At 35.3% G+C, this 21,357-nt stretch carries 24 protein-coding genes; 16 read left to right on the top strand and 8 right to left on the bottom strand.

Translation table 11 applies throughout. The features are described 5' to 3' along the window. Window positions 1–20 precede the first annotated feature (20 nt). Window positions 21–224 carry a copper chaperone CopZ gene (gene copZ, locus GMD78_RS12940; RefSeq protein ID WP_155669238.1) on the top strand — a complete coding sequence of 68 codons (204 nt, stop codon included), beginning with the start codon at window positions 21–23 and terminating at the stop codon, window positions 222–224. Window positions 225–276: 52 nt separating this feature from the next. Here copZ and GMD78_RS12935 read toward each other — a convergent pair whose 3' ends face one another. Together GMD78_RS12935 and GMD78_RS12930 are read right to left on the bottom strand one after the other, a co-directional pair. Then, window positions 277–678 (bottom strand): hypothetical protein, encoded by a 402-nt coding sequence (locus tag GMD78_RS12935; protein ID WP_155669237.1) that lies wholly within the window; start codon window positions 676–678, stop codon window positions 277–279. A 104-nt stretch (window positions 679–782) separates the two neighbouring features. Further along, the gene (locus tag GMD78_RS12930) at window positions 783–1,211 is read right to left on the bottom strand and encodes a YugN family protein (RefSeq protein WP_155669236.1); all 429 of its coding nucleotides are present in this window, start codon (window positions 1,209–1,211) and stop codon (window positions 783–785) included. A gap of 126 nt (window positions 1,212–1,337) precedes the next feature. Between GMD78_RS12930 and GMD78_RS12925 the strand changes: the two genes are divergently transcribed. The 4 genes from GMD78_RS12925 (at window position 1,338) to GMD78_RS12910 (ending at window position 4,228) form a co-directional block, all read left to right on the top strand. Continuing rightward, entirely contained in the window at window positions 1,338–1,478 is a 141-nt protein-coding gene (locus tag GMD78_RS12925) for a hypothetical protein (RefSeq protein WP_155669235.1), read from the top strand. Between the two features lie 216 nt (window positions 1,479–1,694). Beyond that, complete coding sequence (locus GMD78_RS12920) at window positions 1,695–2,927, top strand: MFS transporter (RefSeq protein WP_155669234.1); 1,233 nt, start codon at window positions 1,695–1,697, stop codon at window positions 2,925–2,927. Window positions 2,928–2,980: 53 nt separating this feature from the next. Next, window positions 2,981–3,598 (top strand): class I SAM-dependent methyltransferase, encoded by a 618-nt coding sequence (locus tag GMD78_RS12915; RefSeq protein WP_155669233.1) that lies wholly within the window; start codon window positions 2,981–2,983, stop codon window positions 3,596–3,598. Window positions 3,599–3,619: 21 nt separating this feature from the next. Next, window positions 3,620–4,228 carry a class I SAM-dependent methyltransferase gene (locus GMD78_RS12910; protein ID WP_155669232.1) on the top strand — a complete coding sequence of 203 codons (609 nt, stop codon included), beginning with the start codon at window positions 3,620–3,622 and terminating at the stop codon, window positions 4,226–4,228. 49 nt (window positions 4,229–4,277) lie between these two features. Here the strand turns inward: GMD78_RS12910 and nagZ are convergent, their stop codons facing one another. Together nagZ and pdxK are read right to left on the bottom strand one after the other, a co-directional pair. Beyond that, complete coding sequence (gene nagZ, locus GMD78_RS12905; protein ID WP_155669231.1) at window positions 4,278–5,966, bottom strand: beta-N-acetylhexosaminidase; 1,689 nt, start codon at window positions 5,964–5,966, stop codon at window positions 4,278–4,280. 220 nt (window positions 5,967–6,186) lie between these two features. Beyond that, window positions 6,187–6,996, bottom strand: coding sequence for a pyridoxine/pyridoxal/pyridoxamine kinase (pdxK, locus tag GMD78_RS12900; RefSeq protein WP_155669230.1), 810 nt, complete (start codon window positions 6,994–6,996; stop codon window positions 6,187–6,189). Window positions 6,997–7,357: 361 nt separating this feature from the next. Between pdxK and GMD78_RS12895 the strand changes: the two genes are divergently transcribed. After that, on the top strand, window positions 7,358–7,810 hold the full coding sequence (locus tag GMD78_RS12895; RefSeq protein ID WP_155669229.1) for a MarR family winged helix-turn-helix transcriptional regulator: 453 nt from the start codon (window positions 7,358–7,360) through the stop codon (window positions 7,808–7,810). A 165-nt stretch (window positions 7,811–7,975) separates the two neighbouring features. Then, window positions 7,976–8,539, top strand: coding sequence for an NADPH-dependent FMN reductase (locus tag GMD78_RS12890; RefSeq protein ID WP_155669312.1), 564 nt, complete (start codon window positions 7,976–7,978; stop codon window positions 8,537–8,539). Between the two features lie 35 nt (window positions 8,540–8,574). Here GMD78_RS12890 and GMD78_RS12885 read toward each other — a convergent pair whose 3' ends face one another. Then, window positions 8,575–9,468, bottom strand: coding sequence for a patatin-like phospholipase family protein (locus GMD78_RS12885; protein WP_155669228.1), 894 nt, complete (start codon window positions 9,466–9,468; stop codon window positions 8,575–8,577). 490 nt (window positions 9,469–9,958) lie between these two features. On the opposite strand from GMD78_RS12885, the gene helD reads away from it, so the two are divergent. Further along, the gene (gene helD, locus GMD78_RS12880; RefSeq protein ID WP_155669227.1) at window positions 9,959–12,262 is read left to right on the top strand and encodes an RNA polymerase recycling motor HelD; all 2,304 of its coding nucleotides are present in this window, start codon (window positions 9,959–9,961) and stop codon (window positions 12,260–12,262) included. Window positions 12,263–12,483: 221 nt separating this feature from the next. On the opposite strand, the gene GMD78_RS12875 is transcribed toward helD, so the two are convergent. Genes GMD78_RS12875 through GMD78_RS12865 form a run of 3 tightly spaced genes read right to left on the bottom strand, consistent with a single transcriptional unit; the run spans window position 12,484 to window position 14,950 of the window. Beyond that, complete coding sequence (locus tag GMD78_RS12875) at window positions 12,484–13,044, bottom strand: 5' nucleotidase, NT5C type (protein ID WP_155669226.1); 561 nt, start codon at window positions 13,042–13,044, stop codon at window positions 12,484–12,486. Between the two features lie 54 nt (window positions 13,045–13,098). Further along, the gene (gene ribD / locus GMD78_RS12870) at window positions 13,099–14,202 is read right to left on the bottom strand and encodes a bifunctional diaminohydroxyphosphoribosylaminopyrimidine deaminase/5-amino-6-(5-phosphoribosylamino)uracil reductase RibD (protein WP_155669225.1); all 1,104 of its coding nucleotides are present in this window, start codon (window positions 14,200–14,202) and stop codon (window positions 13,099–13,101) included. Further along, entirely contained in the window at window positions 14,195–14,950 is a 756-nt protein-coding gene (locus GMD78_RS12865; RefSeq protein WP_155669224.1) for a GTP cyclohydrolase II, read from the bottom strand. The genes ribD and GMD78_RS12865 overlap by 8 nt, the downstream gene beginning before the upstream one ends. A 219-nt stretch (window positions 14,951–15,169) precedes the next feature. Here GMD78_RS12865 and GMD78_RS12860 point away from each other — a divergent pair, with 219 nt between their 5' ends. The 8 genes from GMD78_RS12860 (at window position 15,170) to GMD78_RS12825 (ending at window position 21,296) form a co-directional block, all read left to right on the top strand. Further along, window positions 15,170–15,502 (top strand): PadR family transcriptional regulator, encoded by a 333-nt coding sequence (locus GMD78_RS12860; RefSeq protein ID WP_155669223.1) that lies wholly within the window; start codon window positions 15,170–15,172, stop codon window positions 15,500–15,502. Window positions 15,503–15,504: 2 nt separating this feature from the next. Beyond that, the gene (locus GMD78_RS12855) at window positions 15,505–16,014 is read left to right on the top strand and encodes a DUF2812 domain-containing protein (RefSeq protein ID WP_155669222.1); all 510 of its coding nucleotides are present in this window, start codon (window positions 15,505–15,507) and stop codon (window positions 16,012–16,014) included. Window positions 16,015–16,183: 169 nt separating this feature from the next. After that, complete coding sequence (locus GMD78_RS12850; protein ID WP_343042301.1) at window positions 16,184–16,507, top strand: PadR family transcriptional regulator; 324 nt, start codon at window positions 16,184–16,186, stop codon at window positions 16,505–16,507. After that, entirely contained in the window at window positions 16,500–17,060 is a 561-nt protein-coding gene (locus GMD78_RS12845; RefSeq protein ID WP_343042300.1) for an HAAS signaling domain-containing protein, read from the top strand. The genes GMD78_RS12850 and GMD78_RS12845 overlap by 8 nt, the downstream gene beginning before the upstream one ends. Continuing rightward, window positions 17,053–17,859: a DUF4097 family beta strand repeat-containing protein gene (locus GMD78_RS12840; RefSeq protein WP_155669220.1), complete on the top strand. Its 807-nt coding sequence runs from the start codon at window positions 17,053–17,055 to the stop codon at window positions 17,857–17,859. Before GMD78_RS12845 ends, GMD78_RS12840 begins: the two co-directional genes overlap by 8 nt. Before the next feature lie 170 nt (window positions 17,860–18,029). Beyond that, window positions 18,030–18,665 (top strand): TetR/AcrR family transcriptional regulator, encoded by a 636-nt coding sequence (locus tag GMD78_RS12835; RefSeq protein ID WP_343042312.1) that lies wholly within the window; start codon window positions 18,030–18,032, stop codon window positions 18,663–18,665. Between the two features lie 112 nt (window positions 18,666–18,777). Next, window positions 18,778–19,692: an ABC transporter ATP-binding protein gene (locus GMD78_RS12830; RefSeq protein ID WP_155669219.1), complete on the top strand. Its 915-nt coding sequence runs from the start codon at window positions 18,778–18,780 to the stop codon at window positions 19,690–19,692. Continuing rightward, entirely contained in the window at window positions 19,692–21,296 is a 1,605-nt protein-coding gene (locus GMD78_RS12825) for an ABC transporter permease (protein ID WP_155669218.1), read from the top strand. Before GMD78_RS12830 ends, GMD78_RS12825 begins: the two co-directional genes overlap by 1 nt. The last annotated feature ends 61 nt before the right edge of the window (window positions 21,297–21,357 follow it).

The raw sequence follows: 21,357 nt of genomic DNA, 5'->3' as shown, positions 1-21,357 counted from the left end.
CTCGAAAGGGGAAATAGATGATGCAAACTAGTTTAGATGTAAGAGGAATGACTTGTGGCCACTGCAAAATGTCTGTAGAGGGCGCATTAAATGAATTAGAAGGTGTATCAAGCGTAGAAGTAGACCTAGGAACTGGAAAAGTTCAAGTTACTTATGACGAATCAAAAGTAACACTAGAACAACTACAAGAAGCAGTAGAAGACCAAGGCTACGACGTAGCATAACAAAAATCGAGGGGTGCCTGTCACTCCTCGATTTTTGTCTTTTTATGTCGAATTACTTTCTCTCTTTTAATATGTCTTGGATTATTTCGGTATGGAAGGCTGCCCATGCTTTCTCACGGAAATGTAGGACTAAACTAATGGTTAATACAGTTAGGTAAACAAAACTAAATATAACCCAATTTTTACTTCCTGATTGGAATAAGAAATCTTGTAAGTGGCTGGAAAATAAAAAAAGCAACCATGGAATTGCTGTAGCAAAAATAGGAATAATCCCAGATCCATTTTTCTCTTTAACCATCCGATAATAAATTAATTGTAGTGTGTCCGAGTCAAGCGATTGATAAAACTTTTGAATTTCTTGTGTTTCTTTAAGATAGCCAATGCTTCTGACCTTACCAGGTGACTTTTTTGCGTGAAGATATATTTTATGCGCATCACCGCGAAATGAAAACATTGAATACACCCTTTAATAGTAGATCATTTCATACAACATAGTATTAGTCATATGATACTCCAACAAAAAAATACCCCCAATATATGAGGAGGTATTGTACGAAGTTAGGATACCGATTTATTACTTGGTATATTTTTTGCTAATTGATTCACAGCCTGTTCTCCAACTTCTTCCCACTTGGATTTATGTTGAATCTGTCCATCCTTATCGAGGGGTTCCTGGAATTGATTAATTCCTGTAGCAGCTAATAAGGAGTTTTCACCTTGATCTAAACCGATATGTACAACATGCTTAATGACAAACGGCCGTTTAAATTCAAGCAGTGCATCTGGTCTATCAAGCTGACCTTTTAACACGTGAAACGGAATTCTTACATAAATTGTTTCACCGCCTTCTCGCCATATAATGGAATCGAAAAAACCACCATCATATTCCCAGCTTCCACATAATCCAAAGCCATTGTGCCTAGCAATACTCATCATTTCACCAAAATGGGCAGTTCTACCTTCAATTTCTGTTTCTAACTCTAACAATTATCTCACTCCTATATATATATGATCTTTATTAGCTTTTACTATAAATGGAATAAAATACCTAACAACATATTTCTTTATAGAAATATGTTGGGGGAATAGTATAGGTAAGGAGGTTGATAGGTAATGCCTTACAAAGGGAAAAATCAATATAAAGTGACTTTGGGTGAATATAAAAATAAAACTGGTGGATTAGCGTTTGGCTATGAATACACGAGTGGAAATCGAACCAAACAACAGCAAAAACCTAAAAATAATAACCATTAAATTATAAAAAGCACCTGAAATTTGAGGTGCTTTTTTTAAATATAAATTAATTTAAAATCTTTGCTAAACCATAAAATTAGTGATATATTTTCATATGTATTTCTCCTTCATTTCCCCTTTTTCCTCATTTAATTTTCCTCTATTCAACATAGTATGATCAACAAGGTGGTGTTACGTAAGCGTGGTTAAACATTTTTTTCAACATGTTTACTATGGTTGGTTTATTGTATTTATTGCTGCGCTCGGGGTATTTTTCTCCGGACCAGGTCAAGCGTATTCAATTCAGCATTTATTGACCAATACATAAATGATTTTGGTTGGTCACGGTCACAAGTTTCTGGGATTTATTCTGCAGCAACTTTAATAGCAGGGTTAATTATGATGTTTGTTGGAAGGTCTATTGATAAATATGGACAGCGTGCAATGATGGTGACAATTGGAACACTATTTGCACTAGCTTGTTTTTTTAATAGCATGGTGTCTAGTATTTGGATGCTTGCTATTGGTTTTTTTCTTGTAAGACTACTTGGTCAAGGAAGTATGAGTTTAATTCCAAATACGTTGGTCGCACAATGGTTTGAGAAAAAGAGAGGCGTTGCTTTCAGTATAATGACACTAGGAAGCTTTGCGAGTGCAATGATGTTTCCAATTGTTAACACATGGATGATTGAAACGTGGGATTGGCGATTTGCGTGGCAGGTTTGGGGCGTTTTGCTGTTGGTAATATTTGTTCCAGCGGCACTCTTAGTTGTCCGCAATAAGCCAGAAGACGTAGGATTAGAACCAGATGGATTCGTTGTAAAAAATGAGGGAAAAAATCAACCAATAATGGCTACCAAGCTATTAGAGGCTGAACAGGATTGGACACTTAGTGAAGCGAGAAAGACAAAAGCCTTTTGGGCAATTTTAATATGTGTTGGAATACCAGCAATGGTAAATACGGGGATCACATTCCATATTATCTCCATTTTTGGATCGAATCAGTTATCCCCAGAAATTTCAGCAATCGTATTAAGTTTAATGGCTGTAGTAGGTATCCCAATGTCATTTGTTTCTGGATTTATTACAGATAAAATTCAAACCAATTATTTGCTTGTGGTTATCTTTTTGATTGAGATAGTATTGCTCTTAATGTTGTTAATAACTAATAATATACTTATGGCAATCTTATTTGGAACGCTATGGGGAATTGCAAATGGTCTCGAGCGGATTGGATTAAATGTTATTTGGCCAAACTATTTTGGCAGAAAATATATCGGTAGTATTAATGGAGTTGGTGTTACGATGGGAGTGATTGGTTCATCGTTAGGCCCTCTTCCATTTGGAGTAGGTTATGACCTTTTTCAAAGCTATACACCTGTACTTTTAGCGACATTGATGTTTCCCGTTATTGGTGTAATCTGTTCTTTAATTGCTAAAAAGCCAGATAAATCCCAATTAGCAGGTTAGTATATATTGTTCTCAAGTGTTAAAATGAAACTAAAATTGAAGCGGTGAATTTGATGTTAAAGGATACTGGGGAACGCGTTATTCCTGAAAAAATGAAAATATTAAATGGACTATTACTAGAACATATTGCAAGGTATCATTTTGCTACTCATTACGTATATGGTAGGGTTCTAGATTTTGCAAGTGGCTCAGGTTATGGTTCACATATTATTGCAAAATCTTGTAAGAAAAAAATAGACGAAATAATTGGTGTTGATTATGACAATGATACGATCGAATATGCTAAGGGGAAATATTATCATCCGTTATCAACATTTTTGGTAGGAGACGTAACCGACCCAGAGATTCCAAAAAAATTAGGAACGTTCGATTGTATTCTTAGCTTTGAAACAATTGAACATATAGGTGATGAGGAACGATTTTTAAAAAATGTGTACCAACTGTTAAAACCAGGGGGGACATTAATTCTCTCGACGCCCTTTGGTGAAGGTAGAGGTAAGCCTAGTGGACAGGAGTTTCATGTCCATCAATTAACTGTAGATGAATTTAAACATTTATTTGGTGATTATCAATCTACATCATTCTATTTTCAAAAAGGTGTCGTGATTGAACCAGCATGTGCTGCCGAAAATAAGGATTATCCGCTAGGGATAGCTTTATGTAAAAAATAAAAGGGTATGTAGGAGTCAGCGATGAAAGAATATTACTATGATAAATTATTAAACATCCGTACAACTGGAAAGGGACCTACAAATAATACTACAAATTACCATCCTTATGAACCGACACCATATAGTGCGCTTGAAGAATTATTCGCTAACTATGAGGTGAAGCCTACGGACTATTTTGTAGACTTTGGTTGTGGAAAAGGTAGGTTGAACTTTTTTATACACTATTATTATCAAACTACGGTGACTGGAATAGATTTCAATCAAACATTTTATCGTCAAGCAATGGAAAACCTTCAACGATATAAAACAAAGACGAAAACCAGTGTAGAGAATGTGAAATTTCAATGTAGTAAAGCTGAACAATATATTATTAACCCAAAAGATAATCGTTTTTATTTTTTTAACCCATTTTCTGTACAAATTTTTATGAGTGTTATTCATAATATTCTAAAGTCTATGGAGCAATATAACAGAGCGGTTGATTTGATTTTATATTACCCATCGAAGGAATATATCTTCTATTTAGAGCATCACACAACCTTCGAACTGAAAGATGAAATATTATTACCATATGCTTATGAAAAAGATTCCTCCGAGAGATTTTTAATATACCACTTAGCTATATCATGAGAATAACAAAATTCGAGGAGTGCCTGTCACTCCTCGAAATTTTGTCGAATTATGGCAGTGTTTTGCGTATTAATTTGTTAAGTTTTTCGATTTCAATGGTATTTATTTGCTGGTGATCGATAGTATAGTTTTGTTTTAATTCTAATATTCTAGTTACACTTTCATTAATTCTTTCTTCTGTTATTATGCCTTTTTTGACTACTTGCTTTATGGAATTAATGGTGTTTACTACATTTTGGTACTCATGAGCTACTAGCAATATATCACTCCCAGCATGAATGGATTGAACGGCAGCATCTCCTAATTCATAATTATTTTCAATTGCATCCATTGTCATATCATCGGTAATGATGACCCCATCAAAATTTAATTCTTCCCTTAAGATGTCTGACATAATGTTTTTGGATAGGCTGGCAGGATATTGGGAATCGATCTTCGTTAAAAGTATATGAGCAACCATGACAACATCAGCCCCATTTCGAATGGCATGTATAAATGGTTTTAATTCTAGTTCATGAAGCTCTTGAATATGTTTATCTACTATTGGTAATTCCAAATGTGAATCGACCGACGTGTCACCATGACCAGGGAAGTGTTTGACCACTGAAATGATGTTTTGTGATTGGATTCCTTTCATTGTTTGTATTCCTAGTTCACTTACAATATCAGGATTATTTCCGAATGAACGGTTGTTAATAACGGGGTTATTAGGGTTACTATTCGTATCAAGTACCGGTGCGAAATTAAGGTTCATTCCAAACTCGGTTAATTGTTTTCCTAATATGACTCCGATTTTATAGGATAGTTCTACATCATGAATATCCCCAATTTCCTCATTTGTGGGTAGTTTTTCCAGGTTACCAGGTAGTCGATTAATTCGTCCACCTTCTTGGTCGACACTTAAAAAGAGAGGGATATCATTACTGGCATTCTCTGCTTTAATTTCGTTTATAAGCTTCTTTGTTTGCTCTACCGTAGTTAGATTTTTAGGATAGAAGATGAAACCTCCTACTTTATAATCTTGAATAAGCTCTTTTGTATCAGTTGTTATTTCTGTACCGGAAATTCCTGCGATAACCATCTGTCCAATCTTTTCATCTAAGGTCATTGTTTCAATTTGAGATAAATAATCTTGATCACTAACATTTTGGTGAGAAACTAACGATATATGGTGAACGGTAGGATTAGGGATGGACTCTGTAGGTTTTGGTAGTACCCATTTCAAATCATAGGATTCTCCAATACGGTATACAAGTATAACTTGATCATATTGTTCATCCTTGTAGTAACGTTCCTCATCTGGCTCTCCTTTGATAGTTAAAATATCCTTCATATGTATTTGACTTAATTCTTCATGGTAGGAACGTATATCGTATATGATTGAATCAGAATACCCGATAGTTATATGGTGTTCGGAATACTCACTATACGTACGGTTATTCGTTTCTGCTGAGTGATTAGATTTTCCCCATAGGCTCACTAGCTGATCTATTTTTGTTTCGCCGGCAATAATAGGGACGTCCTTTATTCTACCTTCTTTTGCCTTTTGAAAGATAGACTCAATAGTTGCGTGTGATAATTGCGGTACATTCTCTTTCATTATCGGGGTGTGTATGGACTTAGGAACGGTCTTGAAAAGATAGGTCTGTTCTGTTGGTTTATATACATTTCCAAATACGATCATTCCAAGAATACATAGTATCCCTAAAATAACACTTAACTTAATTTTAATTCTCATGGTTAATCTCCTATATTAGATTATGTATCCATTGTATTAGACGAATTAGATTTTAATGTTGTTTCAATCCATAAATAGGAGAAAAAGATGGAGAACAATTACTACAACTGTTCTCCATCTTTTTTAGCAATAGGAATGTTTAAACTTTCCTACCCTGTTTGTATAAATACAACTAAGGCATACACTATAATGGCTTGTCGAATACCTAGTTCTACTATTATTAATTATTAAACTGATTATAAGCACCATGCATAACTGGTCCTACATATTGATTTAGCTTCCAGCCATGAGAAATTGCTGCTGTAACGAATTCCTTTGCAGCTTCTACTGATTCTTTCACTGATTTCCCGTTTGCTAAATTAGCAGTGATAGCTGCGGCAAAGGTACATCCGGCACCATGATTATAAGTTGTATCAACTTTCTCTTTTTCTAAAAGAATAAATTCTGTGCCATCATAGAATAGGTCAACTGCTTTTTCATGATCTAACGCTTTTCCGCCCTTAATGACTACATTTTTAGCACCAAGCTCAAGTATTTTTTCAGCTGCTTCTTTCATTCCCTCTACTGTTTTAATTGGACCGGTTTTTGCAAGCTGTCCAGCTTCAAAAAGGTTAGGTGTTGTAATGATCGCACGTGGAAGTAGAAATTCACGCATCGCATCTGTGTTTTCCGGTTGTAATACTTCATCTTCCCCTTTACACACCATAACAGGGTCAAGTACATATTTATCTAAGTTATATTCGTCAATTTTTTTAGCGCCAAGCTCAATAATGTCCACAGATCCAAGCATTCCCGTTTTCATTGCATCAATTCCAACGGATAGAATCGTATTCAATTGCCTTTCAACTATAGCCACATCTATTGGATCTACATGATGGTTCCAGTTGTTTTCTGGATCCATTGCCACAATAGAAGTTAATGCGGTCATCCCGTACACACCGTGTTCTTGAAATGTTTTTAAATCTGCTTGTATACCTGCGCCGCCGCTAGAGTCAGAACCAGCGAGGGTTAAAGTTTTTTTCAATGTCATTGGTGTTACCCCCTTACGTTATTTTTCATTCCTTCTATAGAATATAACAATTCATATAAGAAAAAAAGAATTAAACCTTACCTATTAAGTCGGAAATATATAAGCAACTAGTTGGACATTCCTATAAATCATGCCTTATACTAAAAATATCTTGAATTCAAGATAAAGTGAATCTCCATTCGGTGGAGGCTATTCCCCCTACTGATTAGTAGCACTGTAAGGATTTGACCAAAAGGATTCTAGACGAACTGGACATATACGGGAAGCTGATCCTCGCTTATCCTTATGAGTCACCTCAAATCATAAGGTGAACCAACTGTTTGTAAACATGCGGGATAAATAATTGGAAGGGCTGAAGAAGATGAACCCAGCTAAAAAGGAAAAAGACAGTGATTTATCTGTTAAGTTATTTGTTGTTCTAACTCGTGCATTACAATCTGTAGAAAAACAGGTAGTAAAGGATATTAAAAGTCACGGACTTAACTTAACGGAGTTTTCGGTTCTTGAACTGTTATATCATAAAGGTGATCAGCCCATCCAAATAATTGGACAAAAAGTATTATTAGCGAGTAGTAGTATTACGTATGTTGTTGATAAATTAGAAGAGAAAGAATTTCTAAAAAGAAGAGCATGTCCAAGTGATCGCCGTGTAACGTATGCAACTATTTCAGAAAAGGGAGAAACTCTAATGGATGATATTTTTCCCAAACATAAAGAAGCGATGCGTGAAATTATGGGTGGATTAGAAGCAGAAGAAAAAGAGCTAGTTATAGGTTATCTAAAGAAACTAGGGCTTTATGCACAAGGTTTATAGAAAAATACCATTTTTTATCCTGTCTTTCGTGTTCTATAATAATTATCTCTATTTCGTGATATTTGATTTCAAAATAATTTGTTTTAAATTGGATTATGTCCATTTTTTATATGGGAATTGGAGTTTCCCGCCAAAATATTTCATACAACTAGGAGGAGTTAAATGATGCTAAAAATAGGTATTGTATTAGGGAGTGTACGTCAAGGACGTAACGGAGAAGCTGTATCTAACTGGATCTATGATTTTGCTACAAAACGTAATGATGAAAATGTAGAATATGAATTAGTGGATCTAGCTAACTATAATTTACCGATGTTAGGTGCAGAAGTGCCTGAATCACAAAAACTAGAGGCAGAAGCAGCTATTAAAGGCTGGTCTGAAAAAATTGCTTCGTTTGATGGCTATATTTTCGTTGTACCAGAATATAATCATGCAGTAGGTGGAGCGTTCAAAAACGCTACAGATTACCTAAAAGCAGAGGTTCATAACAAAGCTGCTGGTTTTGTTGGGTATGGTAGCTTAGGTGGTACACGTGCACATGAAAACTTACGTTTAATTCTTGGTGAGTTACAAGTTGCTGACGTTCGTACTGCTGTTACATTCTCATTAATGTCTGATTTTGAAAACTTTACAGAATTCAAACCAGCTGACTACCATGAGAATAACGCTAATGAAATGCTTGATCAAGTGATTTCATGGAGTCGCGCTCTACAAACTGTTAGAGGATAATATATTAAACCTCACCACAAATTGGTGAGGTTTTTTCATGAAGAGATATTGTCTTGAAAATAATAGCTTTGGTCTGAATTCTTTAAAAAACGCTGTAAATCTTTTAATTTATTTTCTGCCTCTTCATATCCTTGCATGTATAGCAATCGTAATTTGTCCTTGTTCCTTTCAATTCTACTTGCCTTTAAAGGCTTTTGTGGTTGTATGATAAATACTTCTCCCTGTTGTTCCATTTTTAGTAACATTTGCATCGTTTGGTTATAGAGATTGTGCCTTGTCTTAAGTAGATTTATGAAATTTGGATAGTCTTTAAAAACACGCTTAAATAACCAATGAAGGTTACTTGGTTTTTTGACATACCCTTGATTCCTGGTAAGAACAACAACATGTTTTGGTGTACCACTAGCTATTGAAGGATTGATTGGGATAGCATCTGAGATACCTCCGTCCATTAATTCTTTATTTTTATAACTTACACTTGGGGCAAGAACAGGTAATGAACAAGAGGCGCGAATAAGATTTAATAAATCAGATTTTGTTTCATAATGATCAAAATAAAAAGGCTTCCCGGTATTCATATCAGTAGTTCCTATAACGAACTTGGTTGGGGTTTTTGATAATGTGTCGAAGTCAATTGGGAATGAGTCATTTGATAATGTATTGAATATAAAGTCCATACTAAATAATTCCTTATGTTGAAGCATACGTAGAAAGGATATGGATTGACTATTTTTCCAAATTTGTTCAAGAATCTTGTAATTTCTTCCACGCTGTTTTGCAATATAGGAACTACCAACTAATGCTGCAGAAGAGGTCGAAGTTACAAGCGGAAATTCAATTCCCTGATCATGAAAGAAGTCAAGTACCCCGGCTGTATATGCCCCTCTCATTCCACCACCTTCTAACACAAGATTTGCATTGTATTTCAATAGTTACACGTCCTTTATTTGTTGTTACTTTGAAAGTAGAACGATAGAAAAAATAAAACCTCACTACTATTATAGCGTGCTATAGCGAGGATCTTTAATAGTATTGTAAATCCTTTTTAACATCTTGCAAAGTTCGAAGTACAATCATGTTTTATACGACCTTATCAAAACGTATATGCGGTATCTATGATTCCTATTCATCAGTATATGAGCTACGTATTAGTTGAATATTAAAATAATGGAGTTTACTACTTATCATATGCGGGATAAAAATGAAGAAAGAAGGGAAGCTAAAGCCACCCTTCTTTCACGTTTTAATAAATAATGGTAATAAATATATACTAAAATAAACCGAGTTGAAATGTTTACATAATAATGGTATTATAAATAAGTTACGAAGAATAATTAAACTATAATATAACTATCCAATTATATTATAGCATCCTGGATTAACAAAGTCAACAATAAAGATTAGAATGGGGTTGATCGGATGAGTAATAAAGCTAATAATCGTGCTGCAGAACAACAACGCGTGGATAATGTGATCCATGAAATCAACCAGAAAGCACAGCAATTGCATGCAAAGGCAAAGGGCATAAAAGATGATGTCATTGATTTACGAAAGACGTTTTGGGACGATGTAAAGGTAAATTTAGACGAACCAGACGATATCATTGAAACGGAGGCAAGTCTGAAGCAACAAGCAGAACTGTTATCCCAAAGAGAACGAAGTCATGGAAAAATTGATGAACAGCTAAAAATATTAAAACGGTTAAAAGAATCACCATATTTCGGACGAATTGATTTTGTCGAAAGTGGTGAAAAGGAAGCGGAACCAATCTATATTGGAATTGCGTCCTTGATGGATCGTGATGAGGAAGATTTTCTAGTTTACGACTGGAGAGCTCCTATCTCTAGCTTATATTATGACTATTCTCCTGGTAAAGCTGCATATGAAATAATAGATGGAAAAATAACTGGTGAAATTACGTTGAAGAGACAGTTTATTATTCGTCATGGCTTAATTAAAGGTATGTTTGATACCGGTGTAACCATCGGTGATGAGCTATTACAACAAGCTCTTGGAAACAATGCTAGTTCTACTATGAAAAATATTGTTGCTACCATACAAAAGGAGCAAAATAGAATCATACGGAACGAACGGAGCAATTTATTGATTGTTCAAGGAGTGGCAGGAAGTGGAAAAACCTCTGCTGCACTGCAACGAATTGCTTACTTAATGTATCGATACCGTGAGGAGTTACATGCTGAAAATGTCGTCATGTTTTCACCGAATCCATTGTTCTCAAGCTATATAGCAAATGTACTTCCTGAGTTGGGTGAAACCAATGTAAGGCAAACTACGTTTTTAGACTATTTAAGGGAACGAACCATAGACTCTGTTACCATTGAATCGCCTTTTGAACAGATGGAATATGTGTTAACGAAAAAGGATGATGAAGACTATAGAATTCGGTTATTAGGTATGGATTATAAATCAAGTCAGGAGTATATGGAACTTATAGATGAGTATATTTCTAGCCTAGAAAACGGTGGGATTCGTTTTAAAAATATTACATTTCAGAAGCGGATTTTAATTTCTAAAGAAGAGATTGCGAATTACTTTTATTCTTTGGATAAAGAAATTGCGATACCAAATAAGATTGAACTTGTAACGAAGTGGTTATTGGAGAAAATACGTGAACATCAAAAGACAGAGATTGATCAGGACTGGGTGATGGAGCAAGTAGAATTACTAGATAAAGAAGAATATTTAAAAGCATATTATAAGGATAATGAATTTGAAAATGATGTAAGTATGGAAGAGGAGATACTACGTAAAGAGATTGTGAGACGATTTTTCTCTCGTATTAAAAAACAGATCAGAAATTTAGAGTATGTTAACGTTCTTGCAACATTCTATAGGTTCTTTTTGGAGTGGGAGTCAAAAGGAAATACACCGCCAAGCTGGACCGCAATCGCTAAACAAACAGCTTCATATCTGAAAAAAAGATTTCTAACGTGGGAGGATGCTACTCCGTATGTATACTTTCAAGAAAGGATACTTGGGGATAATTTGGACCGTTCTGTAAGGCATTTATTTATAGATGAGGCTCAGGATTATTCTGCTTTCCAATATGCATTTATTAAAAGAGTGTTTCCGTATACAAGAATGACTTTACTAGGTGATATTAATCAAGCAATTTATACTCAAGTAACGAAAGAAAATCCGCTTATACCAGAGGAAGTGGAAGGGAATCATGAGCGAATTACATTGAATAAAAGCTATCGCTCCACAAAGCAAATTGTTGAATTTACAAGTTATTTTGCTCCTGGAGAAGAGGTCATCGAACCATTTGAACGAGAAGGCGAATTACCGAAAATTGTTCAATCTTTAAATGGAAAAGATATAGTGGAAACATTAGTGAATCAAGTTACTGAACTTCAGGAAAAAGGCAATGAAACGATCGCAATAATATGCAAGACAATGAGTGAAACTAATAAGCTTTATGAACAATTAAAGGATATGCTTCCGATCAGCATTATTCATGAAGAAACGTATACATTTCAAAAGGGATTATTGATACTACCAGTCTATTTAGCAAAAGGTATTGAATTCGACGCGGTAATTATTCCAGATGCCTCTGCTCAAGGTTATGTGGAATCAGATCGAACACTTTTTTATACTGCATGCACACGTGCGATGCACGAGTTGGCTATGGTGGTTACTGGTAGTGCCTGCCAATTTATAGATGAAGTTCCTAAGGATAAATATGAAGTAATATCTCGTTAGTTTTAGAGCGCTTAATAAAACAACGGTTTATGTAATGGATAAAATGCTGAATTATGGCCGAGAAGTACTGAATTAATGGATAAAATGCTGAATTATGGCCGAGAAGTACTGAATTAATCGATAAAATGCTGAATTATCCCCGATAAATGCTGAGTCAACTTTATCCTAAATACACCAAAAGGACGTTCCGCTATCTTAGTCGGAACGTCCTTCTTTTATACTTACTTTAAAACGTTCATAAAATTTGCCCAATCAACAATTCGAGGTAATTCTAGCTCCTGATTATAGGACTGATCCTTTACGAATAATTTTACATCTGTTTCTGATAATGTCTCTAATACAGCAGGTTTATCGTCTACATAATAATCTAGTTTAAGGTCTTGAATGATATGAATCTTTTCATCATCCTTCATTCCATAAAAGAAGTAATCATTTTGAATAGGAAATCCTTGTTGCTTCATCCATTCTTTCGTACGTTCTCCATGCTCCTTTGGCCGTGCGGTAATATAGTATATTTCATGCCTGTCTCGTTGAAGTTTACGCAGTGTTTCAACAGCATCGGGAAAAGGAGGGCAATCCGTATAGTAAATTTCTTCTAAAGAGCTATCCCACATTTCCTTTCCTTCTACGTCAGATAACCCAAATGGTTCATGAATCTCTACTCGTTTAATCGCTAGAAAATCATCACGTGATAGCTGTTGATTGAGCTTCCTTTTATATAGATTAAAAGCATGCTCTCTTAAGTTAATTAATGTATCATCAATATCAAAACCAAATTTCATATTATCCCTCTATTGTATGTGTAGAATGATCGTATCCATTCGTATCCGCAATTTTTACTCTGTATCAAGTTTATATATGGGATACCCAATAAATTTAAAGTCGCTTCCAATCCGCACAATATCTGTATCTCTTAATTCGACAGCTTCTTTCATGAGCTCGAAACCTGTTCCTTCTAAGAATGTTGGTGCATCTTTTCCGCCGATCAATTTTGGCGCGAAATATAAGACAACTTTATCAACAAGTTTATTTTCTAAAAATGATGCATGGATATTTCCGCCACCTTCAATGAAAACAGATGATACTAATTTTTCGCCAAGGATCGTTACTACTTCGTTGGGATCCACAGTTGAAGCTCGGTTTGTTACAAATACCGAAACACCTGCATCAACAAGTGCCCGTTTTTTATCTGAATCATGCTGTTGGCTAGTAAATATCCATGTTTCTGCTTCTTGATCTGTCACCACTTTAGCATCCAATGGAATTCTTAATTTTGAGTCTAAAACCACTCGAATTGGATTACGACCATTAGGTATTCGTGATGTCAACGAAGGGTCATCCTCTATTACTGTATTAATCCCTACTAGAATAGCCATGTTTTCACTTCTTAACTGATGAACATCCAACCGAGATTCCTCTGAAGTGATCCATTTGCTATTTCGTGTACGGGTGGCAACTTTTCCGTCTAAAGTTGTTCCGGCCTTCATCGTGACAAAAGGCTTCTTCTCAACAATAAACTTGTTGAAGACTTCATTCATATGTTTAGATTCTTCTTCACCTATCCCCACTTCTACTTCAATTCCGGCGTTCTCTAAGATTTTGACGCCATTACCAGCTACTATTGGATTTGGATCTAGCGTAGCAATGACGACTTTCTTCAAACCGGCTTCTACAATAGCTTCAGCACATGGACCTGTTCTACCATGGTGAGAACAAGGCTCTAGTGTCACATAAATGGTACCGCCTTTTGCTTGCTCTTTGGCCATTCGTAGTGCGTGGATTTCAGCATGAGGTTCTCCAGCTTTTAAATGTGTACCTATCCCTACAATACGATTATCGTTAACAATAACAGATCCAACTAATGGATTTGGATCTGTTTGACCTTTTGTTGCTTTAGCGTTTTGTATAGCCAAATCCATATAAAATTCATGGCTAGTCATTGGAGCAAGTCCTCTCCTCTTCAAGGTGACCAGACTTTGTTATTTTAGTTTGTAGATATTTTTCATTGTATTCGGAGATATCGCCCCATAGTGGAACTCTACCTGATACAGGTAACCCTGCATTTTGTAATGCCTCTAATTTTAATGGGTTATTTGTAATCAAGGTTACTGGCTTAGAACGAAGTCTTTGAAGTACTCTTATTGCATCATCATAGTTTCTAGAGTCATTCACAAAGCCTAGATTTTCATTTGCTTCTACTGTGTCGTAGCCATTTTCCTGTAGAACATACGCCATAGCTTTTGAGAATAAACCAATACCCCTGCCTTCATGATTTGCTAAGTAAAAAATCGCCCCCGCTCCATGCTCCTTAACCTTTTTCATCGATTCTTTTAATTGAAAACCACAGTCACATCGTTTACTCCCAAAGATATCTCCTGTATGACAAATTGAATGCATGCGAATTAATGCATCATCACTATTTTCGAAATCCCCGTAAACGAGTACACTAGATTGTTGATTTTCAGCTAAGTTTTTGGATGATAAATTATCGATAATTTGCTGATAATCATCGGTAACGGTCTCACAATTTAACCAACAATACCAATTGAATTCTACTGTTTCCCCGTATAAATTAACTGGAAGCTTAACTGGCCCCACTAAATATATTGCACCATCCGTTGTTTGAATGGATTGGATTTTGTCTTTTAATATCGATAAAACTTTTGATTCTAGCTTCATTTGTCCCATATTGTTAAACTCCTTTCATTTCATTTAGTATAAATAAAAAAATCAATGTCATCAATTTATCTTTCTTGTAGGGAATCTTAGTATAGTGATTAGAGTATTTTTCTTATCGTATGTGCGTTGTTAATTATTGTTTAAATATACTTGACTCATTAAGATAGTCTTGTTATTATATCGGTATACGATATATCGAGTTACGATATAGTTAGGCGGTGAAGATTCATGTCGAAACAGCCAGAGGAGTTTCTACCTTTATCCCAAGCAACGTATTATATCTTATTATCCTTAAGAGAAATACGTCATGGCTATGGAATTATAAAGGATGTTGAAGAGATCAGCCGAGGAGAAGTAATAATGGGGCCAGGGACGTTGTATGGTGCTTTAAGTAAACTTGAAAAGCAGAACATCATTACAAAAGCAAAAAATGACGATGATGATCGACGCAAGTATTATGAATTAACTAATTTAGGCATACAAGTTCTACAATTGGAATTTAGTCGGTTGAAATCACTGGTAGAAAATGCAAAATATATAATGAAAAATATGGAGGGATAAATATGACTGTTAAAAAGTTTAGAGTGTTCCTTGCATCTAATCTAGAGAAAGAAGAGCAATGGTTAACTGAAATGTCGAGGAAAGGGCTGCATTTAAAGAAATATCGATTCTGTATGTATTATTTCGATGAAAATCTAAATGAATCCTATATATATCAAACAGATTTTCGGCCAGATGCAGAAGAAGAATATTTTCAGTTATACCGTGATGCTGGTTGGCAACATGTAGGGAATGCATTAAATCTATTCCATTATTTTCGTACGGAAGCAGATCAGTCTGGAATAAAGAAATTATACTCGGATGCTGAGTCCATTAAAGATTCGTATAAACGAATGATCTCATTTTATATTACTTTATTTTTATTACTTTTAGTGAGTCAAATTGGAATTATTGCAACTTGGAATGGTTATGTTCTGCAGTATATTTCCTTGTCTATTGTAAGTTTAGTGATTTTATTATACCTCTATATGTTTTGGTCATTCCGAAACAGGATGAAATTTTATAAGAAATAAAATGTAAGAGCACGGGATAGCAAGTAGCTATTTCCGTGCTTTAACTAATTATTAAATAGTACCTTGCAATAAACAGTAGTGTGTGTTAAATTGTAGTTGTAAGGTATAATTTTTATCACAGTACTATACAATGTATAGTACTCATCCTTTTCGTGAGGTGGAATCAATCGTGAATGTACAATTTAAAAAAGGTGTTTTAGAGTTATGTGTTCTCGTCTTGTTAGATAAACAGGATCGGTATGGATATGAGTTAGTACAAAGGATATCAGATCGGATTGCAATTTCTGAGGGATCCGTATACCCATTATTAAGACGTTTAACCAAAGACGGGTATTTCACAACTTATTTAAAGGAGTCAACTGAAGGGCCATCCCGCAAATACTACAAGTTAACCGATGAGGGAAGAAGGTACTTGGATGAACTTCTTCAAGAATGGGAGACTTTTACGAATGGAGTAAATCAATTAATAGAAGAAGGTGTTAATCGTGAATAAGAAAGAATTTATGGATAACCTAAATGCAACATTAGGCAAGCTACCAGTTGAGGAACGAAATGATATTTTACAGGATTTTGAGGAACATTTTACTTTTGGCTTAGAGGAAGGAAAGACGGAAGCTCAGATTGTGGAGTCGCTTGGTTCACCAAACCATATTGCTAAAGAATTGGTTGCTACTTACCACGTGGACCAAGTAGAAGGAAGTATTACCGCTGGAAATATACTCCGTGCAGTTTGGGCGGTAATTGGCCTTGGATTTTTCAACTTGGTTATTGTATTAGGTCCTTTTATTGCATTGGTAGCTATCGTAGTCTCAGGCTGGGCGGTAGCGGTCTCTTTTATTGCTTCCCCGCTGTTAGTTCTTGTTAATATGACGATTGCACTAGATCATTTTGTGTTGTTTGATTTATTCTTTTCACTTTTACTAGCGGGACTTGGTTTGTTAATTGCTATTGGAATGTTCTATGTGACAAAAGTATTAATGAATGCTTTTGTTCGTTATTTGACATATAATGTGAATCTTGTAAAAGGAGGCATGAAGAATGCCTAAGAAGAAGTTATTAATAACGATTGCAGTTGGTTTAATCATTATAGGTGGCGTAGGAAGTATGTTAACGTTTCGCACGGCTTTCGCATCGGAGCCGATAACAAAAGAAGAATCTTTCGATGATCAAGATATTATAAATATCAACATTGAGTCAGATAATTCCAGTGTGGAAATCTTACCAACGAACGAAAAGAACACAACAGTAGAATTCATTTCCTCTGAAGGAAGGAATAAAAAGTATAACTTTAAAGCTGAAGTCGAAAATGACTCTCTTTACGTAGAATTGAAGGAAAAAAGGTTTTTCAATTTTATTAGTTTCGATTTTAGTTTTTCAGGGCCATCGTTAAAAGTTTATGTACCTGAAAAACAATATGAAGCATTAACTATTGATGTTATAAATGGAAAAATCAACGTAAATGATTTACATGTAAATCATGCGGAAGTTGAGTCAGTAAATGGTGCTATACAATTACGAAATATGGAAACTAATACAACAAATGTGAGTTCAGAGAATGGGAAAATTTTACTTCAACATGTTAATGGTGACATCTCTAGTAATGTGACCAATGGAAGCATTAATCTAGTCGTGGATCATTTGGATCGTCCCATGGATTTAGAGTCTGTTAATGGAAAAATTAGTATCCAAACAGATCAAGAACCTACGAATGCTACGATAGATGTTGAGGTTGTCAATGGAAAAGTCGATATTCTGGGGAATGATTCTAGACATACTGTTATAGGCGACGGTGAGAATTTAATTAAGCTACAAACGGTGAATGGGAGTATCAAAGTTTCTAAATAATTGATTTAAAAGAGGTAACATCTATGTTCTTAGATGCTACCTTTTTTTATTTGGAAAAAAATTACCGAACTAACATTGACCACCCTGGTCTAAAATGTTAAACTAAAATCGACCGATGTGGTCTAAAAATAGATGGAGATAAATAAACTCTTGATGAGAGGTGATTTAAGATTAATCAAACATTTTACAACCTCGATAAAGATAAACAAGAAAGAATCATAAATGCAGCACTATTAGAATTTGCTGAAAATGGATATGAGAAGGCTTCGACAAACCGAATAGTAAAATGTGCTGGTATTGGTAAAGGGATGCTCTTTTATTATTTTAAGAATAAAAAAGAACTATACCATTACCTTGTGGAATTTAGTTTAGATACTATCTTAAGTGAATTTTTCGACAAAATTGATATGAATGAAACTGACTTTATAGAACGCTTAAGACAAATCGCAAGAATTAAATTTGAATTCAATAAAAGATACCCAAATGTGCTTAGTTTTCTAGCAAACATTTTTATTAAAGAAGAATCGGATATTTCACGAGATTTGAAACAACGACATGAAAAAGTTATGCAAATGGGTTATTCCATGTTATATGAAAATATTGATACCACGCTATTTCGTAGCGATGTTGATCCAGAAAAAGCGTTTAAGCTTATCAGGTGGTCCATTGAAGGTTACCAAAATGAACTAATTAATCACTTTAAACAGCAAAACTTGGTTACTACGAATATGGATCCTTACTGGGATGAGTTTTATGACTATCTAGAAGTGTTAAAAACCATTTATTACACGGACAGGAAAGAATGATTTTTTTGACAGATAAGAAAGTATAAGCTTTCTTTACTGGATAAGTGCAACGAAAGCTTTCGCTCTGAATTAAGGATAAGCAGGCTTTCTAACAAAAAAGGGAGGGAATAGAATGAGTGTGTTACAAGTGTATAACCTGAAAAAAGAATTTGGGAAGTTTAAAGCATTGGATGGGGTTGATTTAGAAGTAAAGAAAGGGGAAGTATTTGGATTTATTGGTCCAAATGGTGCAGGGAAATCGACAACTATTAGAATACTGTTAGGGATCTTAAAAGCAACCGAAGGGAAGGCAAGAATTTTTGGAAGAGATGTTTGGTCTGATGCTGTTGAAATTCATAAACGTATTGCTTATGTACCTGGAGATGTTAACCTATGGCCAAACCTAACAGGTGGAGAAGTTATTGATTTATTTGTGAAATTACGTGGGGGAAATAATAAGAACAGACGTGAAGAACTAATTAAACGATTTAACTTAGATCCATCAAAAAAATGCCGCACCTATTCAAAAGGTAATCGTCAAAAGGTTGCACTTGTAGCAGCATTCTCATCGGATGCAGACCTTTATATCTTGGATGAACCAACATCAGGGTTAGACCCATTGATGGAACAAGTATTCCAAGAATGTGTTATGGAAGCAAAGGAAGCAGGGAAAAGTGTGCTTCTATCCAGTCATATTTTATCAGAAGTTGAAAAGTTATGTGATCGTGTAGGCATTATTCGTCAAGGGAAAATAATTGAAACAGGTTCATTAAGTGAGTTACGTCATTTAACGCGAACCAACTTACTTGTTGAAACGAATAAACCTATTACTGGATTACCAGAATTAAATGGTGTTCATGAGGTGGAAAAAAGAGATCAAGCACTAGCATTCCAAGTAGATACAGAGGAATTAGATGCAGTGATTAAACATGTTAGTCAGTTTGGAATCGTGAAATTGGAAAGTGCACCACCAACGCTTGAAGATTTATTCATGCGTCACTATGAAGGAAAAGGGCAAACGGAGTCAGGAGCAGGGGGGAGATCCTAATGGCTAATCCGATTTACAAACGAACTGGCCGTCTTGCCAGGTTAATTTTGAGACGGGACCGTATTCGTATTCCACTGTGGCTAATCGGTATCTGTTTCTTTACATTTATCGTACCAATAGCTTTCTTGGGTTTATATGAATCCCAACAAGATCGCGATGTCATGGCAGAAACGATGGAAAACCCAGCTATGATTGCGATGGTTGGCCCTCATGATTTAAGTAATTATACTCTCGGTGTTATGACAGCACATCAAATGTTACTTTTAACTGCAGTTGTTGTAGGATTAATGAGTATCTTACTTGTCACTCGTCATACTAGAGCTGATGAAGAAGATGGACGTATTGAAATGATACGATCGTTACCAGTAGGGCGTTTATCTAATTTAAATGCAACACTAGTGGTTTATACGATAACTCATATTCTTTTAGCTTTAATTGTAGGGTTTGGCTTATATGCATTAAATATAGAAAGTATGGATTTAGAAGGATCCTTACTTTACGGAGCTGCTTTAGGTGGAACTGGAATTGTTTTTGTAGGGGTTACCGCATTTTTTGCACAACTAACCGAGAGCTCACGTGGAACAATTGGGTTTTCGATAGCAGCCCTACTTATTGCTTATTTGGTACGAGGAATTACGGATGTAAGTAATGAATCACTAAGTTGGTTATCTCCGCTAGGGTGGGTAACGAAAACAGAGGCTTATGGCGTAAATAATTGGTGGCCAATTCTATTAATGTTAGGTGTATCTATCATTTTATTTATTATTGCAAATTACTTAAATGCAATTAGGGATTTGGAGGCGGGATTTCTTCCATCAAGACCTGGTAAGAAGCATGCATCTTCCTTTTTGCAATCTCCAATTGGGCTTGCGTTACGACTTCAACGTACAGGCATCATCTCGTGGGCAATTGGGATGTTTGTTATGGGGGCATCCTATGGTTCTGTTTTAGGTGATATGGATTCCTTTTTTGAAGGTAATGAAATGATGATGCAAATATTAGCATCATCAGGAGAAGGGCACTCGTTTACGGAACAATTCTTACCAATGTTAATGATTGTTATGGGTATTCTAGCAACTGTTCCTCCGGTTATGGCAATGAATAAATTGTATGGGGAAGAGAAAAAGAATCATGTGGAACATTTGTTAGGAAGAGCTGTTTCTCGGACTAAATTAATGGCAAGCTATCTAGTAATCTCTGTTATTAATGGATTTGTGATGATTTCATTAGCTGCTATAGGGTTATGGGCGGCTGGTGTGTCTGTCATGGATGAACCATTTGAATTTGGTACGATTTATGGTATGGCGTTAGCTTACTATCCAGCGATTCTAGTGATGATCAGTGTTTCCGTATTATTCATAGGGTATTTGCCAAGGTTGACGAGTCTAATTTGGTTTTATATATTTTACTCGTTTATGGTGCTTTACCTGGGAGGAATTTTCCAGTTAGATGATTGGGTTGGCCAATTATCACCTTTCGGCCATGTTCCACAATTACCAGTTGAGGATATGACTTGGATGCCAATTGGAATATTAACTTTGATTGCTATTGTTATAACGGCAATTGGTTTTGTGGGTTATAATAGAAGAGATATACACGGATAATAATTGTAACCTCGAATTCCATAATGAAGGAGTTCGAGGTTTTATTTTATGCTAGAATAAA

This window comes from Ornithinibacillus caprae, from assembly GCF_009728145.1.
GTDB classification, from domain to species: Bacteria; Bacillota; Bacilli; order Bacillales; family Amphibacillaceae; genus Ornithinibacillus; species Ornithinibacillus caprae.
The sequence above is the reverse complement of the archived record's forward strand: the minus strand, read 5'-3'. Positions and strand labels throughout refer to the sequence as shown.